This window comes from Frankia canadensis, from assembly GCF_900197875.1.
Lineage (GTDB): Bacteria > Actinomycetota > Actinomycetes > Frankiales > Frankiaceae > Frankia > Frankia canadensis.
The window spans coordinates 1-12,752 of the sequence record NZ_FZMO01000105.1 but is presented as its reverse complement, the minus strand read 5'-3'; the positions used below and the strand labels follow the sequence as shown (position 1 = coordinate 12,752).

Annotated in this window: 11 protein-coding genes and 1 pseudogene; 5 read left to right on the top strand and 7 right to left on the bottom strand. The window is 73.1% G+C overall.

Features of this window, described 5'->3' with window-relative positions:
- Positions 1-541 (top strand): annotated as a pseudogene (locus C1A33_RS34785) (hypothetical protein); the annotation flags it as partial.
- On the top strand, positions 538-1,323 hold the full coding sequence (locus tag C1A33_RS10715) for a dienelactone hydrolase family protein (RefSeq protein ID WP_101831365.1): 786 nt from the start codon (positions 538-540) through the stop codon (positions 1,321-1,323). The pseudogene C1A33_RS34785 and the gene C1A33_RS10715, both read left to right, overlap by 4 nt.
- A gap of 99 nt (positions 1,324-1,422) precedes the next feature.
- On the opposite strand, the gene prcA is transcribed toward C1A33_RS10715, so the two are convergent.
- The 5 genes from prcA to arc all read right to left on the bottom strand — a co-directional run bounded on the left by prcA (position 1,423) and on the right by arc (position 7,500).
- On the bottom strand, positions 1,423-2,145 hold the full coding sequence (prcA, locus tag C1A33_RS10710) for a proteasome subunit alpha (RefSeq protein WP_101831364.1): 723 nt from the start codon (positions 2,143-2,145) through the stop codon (positions 1,423-1,425).
- A 1-nt stretch (position 2,146) separates the two neighbouring features.
- Positions 2,147-2,971, bottom strand: a complete 825-nt coding sequence (gene prcB / locus C1A33_RS10705) for a proteasome subunit beta (RefSeq protein ID WP_207770252.1) — start codon at positions 2,969-2,971, stop codon at positions 2,147-2,149.
- 536 nt (positions 2,972-3,507) lie between these two features.
- Complete coding sequence (locus C1A33_RS10700; protein WP_101831362.1) at positions 3,508-3,726, bottom strand: ubiquitin-like protein Pup; 219 nt, start codon at positions 3,724-3,726, stop codon at positions 3,508-3,510.
- Between the two features lie 224 nt (positions 3,727-3,950).
- The gene (dop, locus tag C1A33_RS10695; protein WP_341477211.1) at positions 3,951-5,468 is read right to left on the bottom strand and encodes a depupylase/deamidase Dop; all 1,518 of its coding nucleotides are present in this window, start codon (positions 5,466-5,468) and stop codon (positions 3,951-3,953) included.
- 226 nt (positions 5,469-5,694) lie between these two features.
- Positions 5,695-7,500 carry a proteasome ATPase gene (arc, locus tag C1A33_RS10690; protein ID WP_101831361.1) on the bottom strand — a complete coding sequence of 602 codons (1,806 nt, stop codon included), beginning with the start codon at positions 7,498-7,500 and terminating at the stop codon, positions 5,695-5,697.
- Between the two features lie 119 nt (positions 7,501-7,619).
- Here arc and C1A33_RS10685 point away from each other — a divergent pair, with 119 nt between their 5' ends.
- The gene (locus C1A33_RS10685; RefSeq protein ID WP_101831360.1) at positions 7,620-7,943 is read left to right on the top strand and encodes a ferredoxin; all 324 of its coding nucleotides are present in this window, start codon (positions 7,620-7,622) and stop codon (positions 7,941-7,943) included.
- Positions 7,944-7,946: 3 nt separating this feature from the next.
- On the opposite strand, the gene C1A33_RS10680 is transcribed toward C1A33_RS10685, so the two are convergent.
- A complete protein-coding gene (locus tag C1A33_RS10680) occupies positions 7,947-8,918 on the bottom strand; it encodes a tRNA (adenine-N1)-methyltransferase (protein ID WP_101831366.1) in 972 nt (323 codons plus the stop codon).
- 152 nt (positions 8,919-9,070) lie between these two features.
- Positions 9,071-10,261 (bottom strand): zinc metalloprotease, encoded by a 1,191-nt coding sequence (locus C1A33_RS10675; RefSeq protein ID WP_101831359.1) that lies wholly within the window; start codon positions 10,259-10,261, stop codon positions 9,071-9,073.
- A 112-nt stretch (positions 10,262-10,373) separates the two neighbouring features.
- Between C1A33_RS10675 and C1A33_RS10670 the strand changes: the two genes are divergently transcribed.
- Both C1A33_RS10670 and C1A33_RS10665 read left to right on the top strand, forming a co-directional pair.
- Positions 10,374-11,216 (top strand): RecB family exonuclease, encoded by an 843-nt coding sequence (locus tag C1A33_RS10670; RefSeq protein WP_243407406.1) that lies wholly within the window; start codon positions 10,374-10,376, stop codon positions 11,214-11,216.
- Positions 11,217-11,484: 268 nt separating this feature from the next.
- Entirely contained in the window at positions 11,485-12,747 is a 1,263-nt protein-coding gene (locus tag C1A33_RS10665; protein ID WP_101831357.1) for an ABC transporter ATP-binding protein, read from the top strand.
- Positions 12,748-12,752 lie beyond the last annotated feature (5 nt).

The window sequence follows — 12,752 nt, the reverse complement described above, 5'->3', positions numbered from 1 at the left end:
GGTCGGGGGCGGCCAGCGGGTCGGGGCCGGTGGCCGCGGCCGCGCCGGAGACCCGGTCGTCGGGGGCGGCCTCGGCCCGCCCGATCCCCGCGGCCGGGTGGCCATCACCCGCCGGAGGCGGGTCGGGCCGCGGGTGGTCCCGCAGGCGCTGGTCGGGAAGAGGATCGTGCTCGCCTGGACGGTCCCGCCCGCCGGTCACCACGGCAGCGCTCCCCCGGACTCGCCGGCCCCGCCGTTCGGGCCCGCCGCCGCGCGCGCATCCGCCGTCCTGTTCGGCCGCGCTCTGCTCACCGCATCCTCCCCTCCGTCCGGCGGAGCCGCCGGGACGCCTACGGGAAGTAGCCTGGCGCCTTCGATGGGTCACGTCCTGTCCGACGCTCCCTCGGACGGCGTGTCGCCGCCGGGCGTGTCCCGGCCGATCCGGCCCGACCGGACCGATCCGGGCACGGTCGCGGCGCCGGGTCGGGCCCGGCTCGGCCCCGGCACCGGCACCCACCGGGGCGGTCACGGCGGCGAGAACAGGGAAGGATGGCCGGCATGACAAGCGGAACGAACGACGCGACAGCCCGGGCGGCGCGGCGTGCCGGCGCCCTGAAGAGCAATCTGCGGGTGGAGGTCGACCGGCGGGGCTCGGTACCTCTGACGATCGTCGCCCCCGCCGCGGACGACCCGCCGCGCGGCGGAGTCGTCGTCGTGCAGGACGCGCGGGGCATCACGCCGTACCTGGTGTCCGTGTGCGACCGGCTGGCCGACGCCGGCTGGCTGGCCGTCACGCCGCACCTCTACCACCGCGACGGCTTCGACGAGGTGGACCCGGAGGGCAGCTGGCCGTCAGCCTCGACGACCATGCTCACCCTCACCGGCACGGGCATCGACGCGGACGTGGACGGGGCGCTGGGCCATCTGGCCGACGCCGGGTTCGGGCCGGCGCAGCAGGCGATCGTCGGCTTCTGCATGGGCGGCACGGTGGCCCTGCACACCGCCACCCGCCATCCGCTGGCCGCGGCGGTGTCGTTCTACGGCGGCGGGGTGAGCGAGCCGTACTGGTCGGGGGTGCCGCCGCTGGTGGAGGCGGCACCGGGGCTGCTCGGGCCGTGGCTCGGTCTGTACGGCGAGCAGGACGCGCTCATCACGACCGAGGAGATCGCGGCGCTACGGGCCGCGGTCGCCCGCAGCGGCCGGCGCGCCGAGTTGGTCAGCTACCCGGACGCGGGCCACGCCTTCCACAGTGAGGACCGCGCGGCGACCTACCGGCCGGTCGCCGCGGCCGACGCGTGGACCCGGGCGCTCGCGTTCCTCGACGAGCACGTCCGCCCGCGCTGACCCACGGCGCCGGCGGGTCACGCACCCGCGACCCGCGCGCACGCCACGCCCGCCGCCGGACCTCGCGCGTAGGCGAGGGCGCCCGGCGGCGGGCCCCGGTCAGGAGCTGGCGGTCTGGGCCAGCAGGTCGGACAGGGTGCTGTCGGCGATGCGCTTGAACTGCCGCCGCGCCCGGGTGCGGTCGAGCATGCCGACCTCCAGGTTCGCCGCGGTGAGCACCCGCTCGCCGTTCTGCGGGAGGCCCGGCGGGACGCTGACGGTCAGCGCCCGCACGGCGATGCGCAGGGCGTCGGCGAGGGACTGGCCGTCGCGGTGGTGCTCCTTGAGCGAGGTGGTGACCTGGTCGGAGGCGCCGCCGATGGCGACGAAGCCGCGCTCGTCGGCGATCGACCCGTCGAAGGTCAGCTTGTAGATCTGGTCGTCGTCGCTGCTGCGGCCGACCTCGGCGACGACGATCTCGACCTCGTAGGGCTTGACGCTCTCGGTGAAGATCGCGCCGAGGGTCTGCGCGTAGGCGTTGGCGAGCGCCCGGCTGGTGACGTCGCGACGGTCGTACATGTAGCCGCGGGAGTCCATCAGCCGGATGCCGGCGGTGCGCAGGTTCTCGAACTCGTTGTACTTCCCGACGGCGGCGAACGCGATCCGGTCGTAGATCTCGCTGATCTTGTGCAGGGTCGCCGACGGGTTCTCGGCGACGAACAGGATCCCGTCCGCGTAGGTGATGACGACGACGCTGCGCCCGCGTGCGATGCCCTTGCGCGCGTACTCGCTCTTGTCGCGGACCTGCTGTTCGGGGCTCGCGTAGCCGAACGGCATGGTCACGTCAGCCTCCTGTGCTTGTCGTGCGATCCGCGATGATGGCGCTCACCACGGGTTCCACCTCATCGTCCGCGTAGCGGTGGTACCCGTCGGCGGTGACCGCGGCGACGATCGGGTACAGCCGGCGGATCGGGTCCGGGCCGCCGGTGGCGGTGTCGTCGTCGGCGGCATCGTAGAGCGCCTCGACGGCGATGCGCACCGCGTCGTCCTGGCTGTGGTCGGCGCGGAAGCGCTTCTTCAGCGAGCCCTTCGCGAACACCGAGCCGGACCCGATCGACTCGTAGGCGCGCTCCTCCGACTTCGCGGCCGCGATGTCGTAGGAGAAGATCCGCCCGGCGTCGGTGTCCGGGTCGTAACCGGCGAACAGCGGGACCACCGCGAGGCCCTGCAGCGCCATCGGCAGGTTGCCCTTGACCATGGCGGCGAGGCGGTTGGCCTTGGCGTCGAGGCTGAGCGTCGCGCCCTCGATCTTCTCGTAGTGCTCGAGCTCCACCTGGAACAGCCGGATCAGCTCGGCGCCGACCCCGGCCGTGCCGGCGTAGCCGACGCAGGAGTAGTCGTCGGCGTGGTGCACCTTCTCGACGTCCCGCTGGGCGATCATGTGTCCCTGCGTCGCGCGCCGGTCACCGGCCATGATCACACCACCGGGGAAGGTCACCGCGACGATCGTCGTGCCGTGCGCCACCTCGGTCACCGGCGCCGGCAGGCCCGCGGCGGAACCCGGCAGCAGGTGCGGCGCCGACTGCGACAGGAAGTCGGTGAACGACGACGTCCCCGGCGTCATGAACACAGCCGGTAGACGCCCGGCGCTACCCAATGGATCAGCCACGCATCCCCCTTTCGATAGACGTCCCACACGGGCGGCGGCGTCCCGGCGGCTCCGGGCACCGCGCTGGCGTGCGCATGTGCACAACATAGGGCCATCGGCCGTGGATGCGGGCGGGGAGCCCCGCCGGTCGGATCACGCCGGCGGACACGCACCGGACATCGGCCGCCGCGGCGTACCCGCCGCCCGCTCGACCACCCCCGACGGGCCTCACCGGGAGCACTCCTGGACGGCACCTGCGGGCGAGCCCGCGCCCGCCGGGAGCCGCTTCGCCACGGCCGCGGCACCGCGCCGCACCGACCGCGCAACCCCACAGCCGCGGCGCGACCGCGCGCTCCCGCCGAACGGGCACGCGCCGCAAAGGCAGGGAACCCGGCGGGCACGGGCGAGCGATGCCACAACCCCGGTTCCGGCCGCGCCGTCCGCAGTCCGTTCGGCGGCCCGCGGCGCACCCGCCAGGGCGCGCGGCCGCGACGCCGCCTCAGCGCCTCAGAGCACCCGCGCCGAATGGCGGGGCCCGCGCGGGGCCGGCGCGGCCGTCACTCGCCGCCCTTCTGGACGTAGCCCTTCACGAACTCCTCGGCGTTCTCCTCGAGGACGTCGTCGATCTCGTCGAGCAGCGAGTCGACGTCCTCGGAGAGCTTCTCGTGCCGCTCCTTGAGATCGGAGGCGTCCGTCGACTCGGCCTGGACCTCGTCGGCCTCGTCCTCGCGCCGGTTCGTGTGCTGCTGCCCGCCGCCGCTGTCCCTGGTGGCCATGAAGCCCTCCTTCGATCGCCTGGCGCGACACTATCCCGCCCCACCGACACCATCCGCCGGATCGGTGAGAGGTCCACTCCATCACGAACTGGCCGTCTCGTGGCCGCGTCCGCCCAGGGCGCAACCCGTCCGCGCCGGCGCCGTCGCCGCGGCCCACCGACACGGCCCGCGATGGCACCTTCGTGCCCCCGCCGGCCGGCGTCATGCCGCCGGCGGGGCTCAGGTCAGCGCCCGGCGAGCGCGTCGACCAGGTCGGCGGCGGTGGCGCAGCGCTCCAGCAGCTCCCCCACATGGGCCTTGGTCCCGCGCAGCGGCTCGAGGGTCGGCACCCGCTGCAGCGAGTCCCGGCCGATGTCGAAGATGACCGAGTCCCACGAGGCGGCGGCGACCTGCTGCGGGTAGAGCGCCAGGCAGCGGCCGCGGAAGAAGGCCCGGGTGTCCTCGGGCGGTTCGGTGATCGCCCGGGTCACCTCGTCCTCGCCGAGGATCCGCTCGAAGCGGCCGCGCTCGACCAGCCGGTTGTACAGGCCCTTCTCCGGGCGCACGTCGTGGTACTGCAGGTCGACGAGCTCCAGGCGGGGCGAGTCCCAGGCGAGGCCGTCACGGCCGCGGTAGCCCTCGAGGATCGACAGCTTCGCGACCCAGTCGAGCTCGCGGGCGCAGCTCATCGGGTCGACCTCGAGGCGGCCCAGCACCGACTCCCAGCGGGCCAGCACGTCGGCGGTCTGCGGGTCGACATCGGCGCCGAAGCGGTTCTCGACGTACTTGCGGGCCTGCTCGTAGTACTCCATCTGCAGCTGGACGGCGGTCATCCGCCGGCCGTCGCGCAGGCTGACGAGGTGCTTGAGCGACGGGTCGTGGGAGACCGCCCGCAGCGCCGCGACCGGCCCGTCCACCGACAGGTCGACGCTGAACCAGCCGTCCTCGATCATCGCCAGGACCAGCGAGGTGGTGCCGGCCTTGAGGTAGGTGGCGACCTCGCTCATGTTCGCGTCGCCGATGATGACGTGCAGCCGGCGGTACTTCTCCGGGTCGGCGTGCGGCTCGTCGCGGGTGTTGATGATGGGCCGCTTCAGCGTCGTCTCCAAGCCGACCTCGACCTCGAAGAAGTCGGCCCGCTGGCTGATCTGGAAGCCGGCCTCGCGGCTGTCCACACCGAGGCCGACCCGGCCCGCGCCGCACATGACCTGGCGGGAGACGAAGAACGGGGTCAGATGGCGCACGATCTCCCCGAAGGGGGTGGACCGGGCCATCAGGTAGTTCTCGTGGCAGCCGTACGAGACGCCCTTGTTGTCGGTGTTGTTCTTGTACAGGTGCACCGGCCTGGTGCCGGGCACGGTCAGAGCGCGCCGGGCGGCCTCGGCCATCACCCGCTCGCCGGCCTTGTCCCACAGCACCGCGTCACGCGGGTTGGTGACCTCCGGCGCGGAGAACTCGGGGTGGGCGTGGTCGACGTACAACCGGGCCCCGTTGGTCAGGATGACGTTGGCCAGGCCCAGGTCGTCCTCGTTCGCCGGGGCGCTCGGGTCGACCGCCGGTTCTCGTGGCAGCTCGAAACCCCGGGCGTCGCGCAGTGGTGACTCCTCCTCGAAGTCCCACCGGGCGCGACTGCCCGGGGCCGACGTCCGGTTGGCGTAGGAGTTCACCACCAAGGACGAGGCCAGCATCTGGTTCGTGTTGGGCTGACCGGGCACCGACACCCCGTACTCGGTCTCGATCCCCATGATCCGGCGCGCGCTCACTCTGCAAGCGTAGGTGCTGCGCGGGCCGTCGGTTGGCCGGACGCCTGCCTTGTTTGCTCTGGGCGATGCGCGCGGAGCTCTCCCACCCCGCACCGATCCGTCCCGGCCGGGGGTGGTTCGGCCCGCCCGGCGCCTGTTTCGCGCCGGGCACGCGGCGGCGCCCGGGACCGAACTCGGTCCCGGGCGCCGTCGTCACGCGCGGTGGGAGGTGCTCCCGCCCGCCCTGCTACAGGTACTGGCCGGTGTTGGCGATGGTGTCGATGGAGCGGCCGGCCTCGGTGCCCTTGGTGCCGGTGACGAGCGTGCGGATGTACACGATCCGCTCGCCCTTCTTGCCGGAGATCCGGGCCCAGTCGTCCGGGTTGGTCGTGTTCGGGAGGTCCTCGTTCTCCTTGAACTCGTCCATGCACGCGGCGAGCAGGTACTGCATGCGCAGCCCCTTCTTGCCGCCCTCGATGTGCTCCTTGACCGCCATCTTCTTGGCACGGGCGACGATGTTCTCGATCATCGCGCCCGAGTTGAAGTCCTTGAAGTACAGGACCTCCTTGTCACCGTTGGCGTAGGTCACCTCGAGGAAGCGGTTCTCCTCGCTCTCCGCGTACATCCGCTCGACGACCCGCTGGATCATCGCGGCGACCGTCGCCTCCCGGTTGCCCTCGAACTCGGCGAGGTCGTCCGGGTAGAGCGGCAGGCTGGGCACGACGTACTTGGCGAAGATGTCGCGGGCCGCCTCGGCGTCGGGGCGCTCCACCTTGATCTTCACGTCGAGCCGGCCCGGCCGCAGGATCGCCGGGTCGATCATGTCCTCGCGGTTCGACGCGCCGATCACGATGACGTTCTCGAGCTGCTCGACGCCGTCGATCTCGCTGAGCAGCTGCGGAACGATCGTGTTCTCCACGTCGGAGGACACGCCCGAGCCACGGGTCCGGAAGATCGAGTCCATCTCGTCGAAGAACACGATCACCGGCATGCCCTCGGACGCCTTCTCGCGCGCCCGCTGGAACACCAGCCGGATCTGCCGCTCGGTCTCGCCGACGAACTTGTTGAGCAGCTCCGGACCCTTGATGTTGAGGAAGAACGCCCGGCCGTTACCCTCACCGGTCTTGGCCTCGACCTTCTTGGCCAGCGAGTTCGCGACCGCCTTCGCGATCAGCGTCTTGCCGCAGCCGGGCGGGCCGTAGAGCAGCACGCCCTTCGGCGGCTTGAGCTGGTGCTCCCGGTACAGCTCCTTGTACAGGAACGGGAGCTCCACCGAGTCGCGGATCGACTCGATCTGGCTCTTGAGGCCGCCGATCTGCTCGTAGCCGATGTCCGGGACCTCTTCGAGGACGAGCTCCTCGACCTCGGACTTCGGCACCCGCTCGAAGGCGTAGCCCGAGCGGGGCTCGATGAGCAGCGAGTCACCGACGCGGATCGGCCCGTCGAGCAGCGGCTGGGCGAGCATGACCACCCGCTCCTCGTCGGTGTGGCCGAGCACCAGTGCCCGGTCGCCGCCCTCGAGGACCTCCTTGAGCAGGACGATCTCGCCCTGCCGTTCGAAGGCCCGCACCTCGACCACGTTGAGTGCCTCGTTGAGCATGACCTCCTGACCGGGGGCCAGCCCACTGACGTCGACGCTCGGCGACACGGTCACCCGGAGCTTTCTGCCCTGGGTGAACACGTCGACGGTGCCGTCGTCGTACCGAGAGACGAAGATCCCGTAGCCGCTGGGCGGCTGCGCGAGTCTGTCGACCTCCTCCTTCAGGGTGACGATCTGGTCGCGCGCCTCGCGCAGGGTCGAGACGAGCCTGTCGTTCTGGCCTGCGACCGACGACAGCTCCGCCTGTACCTCCGCGAGCCGTTCCTCCAGCACCCTGACCTGCCTGGGCGATTCGGACAACCTACGCCGCAGCATGGCCACTTCCTCTTCCAGGAAGGCGACCTGCGTCGTGAGCTCGTGTGATTCCTTCTCGTACGCCGACCGCCGTGATTCGGCATCACCTGGACGACCCGTGCTCCCATCGGAGCCAGAGCCCGAACGGGGACCGGACACTGCGCCTCCACCTCCCCCGTGCTGACCGGGACGCACCCACACTACCGTTGTGACCGCCGCTGGCAGGCCGGTCACGCAAGGACGACCGAGCTTTGCCGTAAACAGCGGGTTACGGTGCCATGGTGACAGAAGATCGGAGCCCTGTGGCAACTCCAGCGAAGCCGGGCGTTTCGGCCGACCTGCGCGTGCGGGTCGACCAGGGCGCCTGCACCGGTGACGGCCTGTGCGTCCAGCTCGCTCCGAGCGTCTTCGAGTTCGACGTCGACGGGCTGGCCTACGTCAAGGACGAGACCGGTGACCTGCAGACGTCCGAGGGAGCCTACGTCGGCGTGCCGCTGCCCGTCGTGAACGCCGTCCTCGACGCGGCCGACGAGTGCCCCGGCACGTGCATCTACGTCACGCGCCCCGACGGCACCATCGAGGCCGGCGGCCCCGCCGACTGACCGCTACCAGCCAGCGACCGGCCCGGAGTCGCCCGGCGTGGTCCCCGGGTCCGGCGCGGCCTGGGCGTCGGCGGCGTCGGGCAGGGCGCCCTTGGCGGGGCGGCGGCGGCGCACCGGCGGGGTGACCCCGTCGGCAAGGCGGCGCGCGGTGACCAGGAAGCCGGTGTGACCGACCATGCGATGGCCCGGGCGTACCGCCAGGCCCTCGACATGCCAGTCGCGCATCATCGTCTCCCAGGCCGCGGGCTCGGCGAACGTGCCGTGACCGCGCAGGGCCTCCACGACGCGCGAGAGCTGGGTCGTGGTGGCGACGTAGGCGCACACGACCCCGCCGGGCACCAGCGCGGCGCTCACCGCGTCCACGACGTCCCAGGGGGCCAGCATGTCGAGGACGACCCGGTCCACGTCACGCTCGCTGGTCTGAGCGAGGTCGCCGACGCGGACGGTGTGCGCCGGATGCGGACCGCCGAAGAAGGCCTCGATGTTGCGCCGGGCGATCTCTGCGAAGTCCTCGCGCCGCTCGTAGGACACCAGCCGGCCCGCGTCGCCGATCGCGCGCAGCAGGGAACAGGACAGCGCCCCCGAGCCGACGCCGGCCTCCAGGACCCGGGCGCCGGGGAAGATGTCGGCGTAGGTGATGATCTGCGCCGCGTCCTTGGGGTAGACGACGGTCGCCCCCCGCGGCATGGCCAGCACGAAGTCGACGAGCAGCGGCCGCAGCGCCAGGTAGTCCGTGCCGCCGGTGCTGGTGACGACGATCCCCTCGGGCCGGCCGAGCAGCGCGTCGTGCTCCAGGGCACCGCGATGGGTGTGGAACTGCCTGCCTGGTTCGAGCACGATCGTGTGCCGGCGGCCCTTGGGGTCGGTGAGCTGGACCCGGTCGCCCTTGGTGAACGGGCCCCGCCGGTGCGCCGCACCCGTCGGGCGCGGCCGGTCGAGCAGGGCGTCGCGCTCGTCCGGCGCGGGGGCGGCCAGGGGCTGGTCGCCGGTGGGCTCGGCGCAGCTGTCGCTCAGCGCGGCGTCGAGAACAGGAGTGTCGATGTCCACAGGGGTGTGCTCGGCGTCCAGGGTGAGAGGGGCGGGCGGCGGGGCCTGCCCCGCGGGTCCAGGGGTGTGGTCGGGGGCGGTCACCGGTGGGCCACCATGCGCGCGGCGGCCGCCGGGTCGAGCCGGGCGACGAGGTCGACCATGACGAGCACGCCGACCGGCCGGCCGTGCTGGGTGACCAGGTACTCGGAGGCGGGCACCCGCTGCACGGCGGCGAGCAGGTCCTCGCCCTCCAGGTCGGCGTCGAGCACCATGCCGGGCCCGATCGCCCGACTCACCTCGTCCACGGTCATCCACGGCCTCCGATGCTCGGGCAGCGCGTCGACCGCCGAGCCGTTCATGATCTTGATGGGGCTGCCGTCACGATCGATGACGGCGACGGAGGTCGCGCCGACCTCCTGGGCCCGGCGCAGCGCCTCGGCGAGCGGCACCGCGCCCTCGACGGGCAGCGTGCGGCGCACGAGCCGCCCGGCGGACAGCCCGGGCAGCCGCCCGCGCAGCTGGGCCGCGCGCAACGACTGGAAGGCCGCGAACGCCAGGAATCCCGCCAGAGCATATGTGTAGAACAGGCCGAAGCCGGAGCCGGCGACCGTCGTGCCCCACACGAGCAGCCCCGCCGCCACCAGGAAGCCGCCGTACGCCCCGGCGCGCAGCCCGCGCAGCTTGTCCTTGGTCAGCGCCCACACGCCGGCCACGACCACGCCGCCGCCGTCCAGCGGCAGGCCCGGAGCGAGGTTGAACACGAACAGCGCCAGGTTGATGTACGCGAGGTCGCGCACGGCGACCCCGACGTGGGTGTCCGCCCCGACGGCGAGCAGCACCAGCTCGCCCGCCCCGGCGAGCACCCCGTTGACGGCCGGGCCGGCGAACGCGATCAGGAACATCCGACCGGCGCTGCGCGGCTCGGGCTCGTAGGCGGTGAACCCGGCGAACCCGTGCAGCGTCACCGAGTGCACGACGTGGCCCAGCCGCAGCGCGACGAGGCAGTGGCCGAGCTCGTGGGCCAGCAGGGAGGCGAGGAACCCGACCGAGATCACCGCGGCGATGGCGAGGACCTGACCGTCGGAGGCCGTGGGTAGCCGGTCGCGGATCGACCCGGACATCAGGTAGGCGACCAGCACGGCGAAGATCAGGGCGAGCGGCGAGACGTAGATCGGGACGCCGCGGACGCGGCCGACCATGACGCCGGAGGAGCGGTCCTCCGGGTGACGCGCGACGCCACCCGGGCCGCCCTGGGCATCCGAGCCGACACTGCCGCGCTGATCCGTCATGGATCCGATGCTACGGACCCGATCCGGCGGCGTCTGCCGGCCCTGTGCGCGTCCGTGACCAGCACGCCGTCCGGTGGCGGCACCCCCGGGCCCGCGGGGCCGACCCGCGGCGCTGTCGGTGGCGGGATCTAGGGTCGTCGTCAGCTGCCCGCTGCGCTACCGGTTCCGGGTCATCGACCGGCTGCCGGAGCCGCCCAGCCCCGCCGCCACCCGCGGCACGGTCGTGCACGCGGTCCTGGAGGGACTGTTCGACCTGCCGCCGGCGGGGCGGACCCTGCAGGCCGCCGCCGAGCTGGTCGAGCCCGCCTGGGCGCGGCTGCGGGAGCGGGAGCCGGCGGTCGGGACCCTGTTCGACGACGAGGCGGCGCTGGCGCAGTGGCTGGAATCGGCCCGCGAGCTGCTCGCCGGCTACTTCGCGCTGGAGGATCCCACCCGGCTCGCCCCCGCCGCCCGCGAGCTCTACGTCGAGCATGTGCTGGAATCAGGGCTGCGGCTGCGCGGCTACGTGGACCGCCTCGACGAGGCGACCACCGCGCAGGGGCTCGCGCTGCGGGTGGTGGACTACAAGACGGGCCGCTCGCCGGGGCCGGCGTTCGAGAACTCGGCGATGTTCCAGATGCGGTTCTACGCACTGCTGCTGTGGCGGGTACGCGGCGTGATCCCCCGTGAGCTGCGCCTGTACTACCTCGGGGACCGCACCTGGCTGCGGGCGACGCCGGACGAGGCGGACCTGCGTGCCACCGAGCGGCGCATCGAGGCACTGTGGGCGGCGATCGACCGCGCCCACCGCACCGGCGACTGGCGGGCCACGCCGAGCCGGCTGTGCTCCTGGTGCGATCATCAGGCGCGCTGCCCGGCGTTCGGCGGGACGCCCCCGCCGCTGCCGGCCCCCCGGTCCGCGGCCGCGGCGGCGCTCGCGGAGGCTGTGCCGGCCGTCTGCGAGGCCGACGGCTAGGGGCGGGTCGGGGGACGGCCCGGGCGAACGGGCCTGGCATCGGGTTGTCCACAGGCCCGGGCGGCGCCGAGATGCGGATCATGTCTCGCTCGTTGAGGGATCGGACGATGGCGGCGCAGCTGTCCGGACGAGCCGGGTTGGGCGCGGTGCGGTCCTCGTCGCGCCGATAGACGTACATAGGACGAAGGCACGCTCATGACCCGGCCCCAGGGCGGTCGGGGACACCGACACCCGCCCTGGGGGGCGCGGCGCGCGAGGAGGACGACTGATGGCCCGACGGACCGGATCATCCCCGGGCGGGCAACGGGACGCGGGCGACGGCGGATCACGCGGCCGTGGGCGGCGCACGGGCGGCGGTGCGACGGGCTCCTCCGGCGTCGCGGCGGCGCGCGCCAGCCAGCTGACGAAGGTCTACGGCTCCGGGGACACGATCGTCACCGCCCTGCGCGGGATCGACCTGGGCTTTCCCCGCGGACGCTTCACCGCGATCATGGGGCCCTCGGGGTCGGGCAAGTCGACCCTGATGCACTGCCTCGCCGGTCTGGACACGGTGACCCGCGGCCGGGTGTTCATCGGGGACGTGGATCTGTCCCGGCTGTCGGACAAGGAGCTCACCCGGCTGCGCCGCGACCGCATCGGCTTCATCTTCCAGCAGTTCAACCTGCTGCCGACGCTGACCGCGGCGGAGAACATCACGCTGCCGCTGAGCATCGCCGGGCGCGCCCCCGACAAGGAGTGGATGCGCACCGTGGTCGACGCGGTCGGTCTCGCCCCCCGTCTGGGGCATCGGCCCCCGGAGCTGTCGGGCGGCCAGCAGCAGCGTGTCGCCTGCGCCCGGGCGCTGGTGACCCGCCCGGAGATCATCTTCGCGGACGAGCCGACGGGCAACCTGGACTCCCGCTCGGGCGCCGAGGTGCTCCAGTTCCTGCGCGACTCGGTGACCGACCTCGGCCAGACGATCGTCATGGTCACCCATGACGCGACGGCCGCCTCCTACTCCGACGAGGTGATCTTCCTCGCCGACGGCCGGCTCGTCGACGCGATCGAGCGGCCGACCGCCGACGAGGTGCTCGACCGGATGAAGCACCTCGACGCCGCCCAGCGCGGCCTCGTCTCCCCCGCCGCGGACACCGGCGGCTACGAGGCCGAGGACGACTACGACGACGAGAGCGACCTCGACGAGGAGAGTTACGGGGCGTCGCGCCACCGCGGCGGCGACCGGGGTGGGCGCTACGACGACGGCTATGACCGCCCGGACGAGGACCCCGCCGACCGGAACCGTCGCGGCCCGCGGCAACCCGGCAGGGACTACCCGGCGCGGGACTACCCCGACCAGCGTTATGGCGACGACGGCGGCGGCGCGGGCGGCTACGACCGGCGCTACGCCGAGCAGCTGACCGGCGAGTTCGACGCGATCCCCGACGGACCGCCCGCGGGGGCGCGGGGGCCGGGCGGCGGACGGGCGGCGGCGGGACGTGACGGGCGCGAGGGCCGCCTGGCCAGCGCGCCCGGGCGCGGCGGGGGGACGTGACGGGC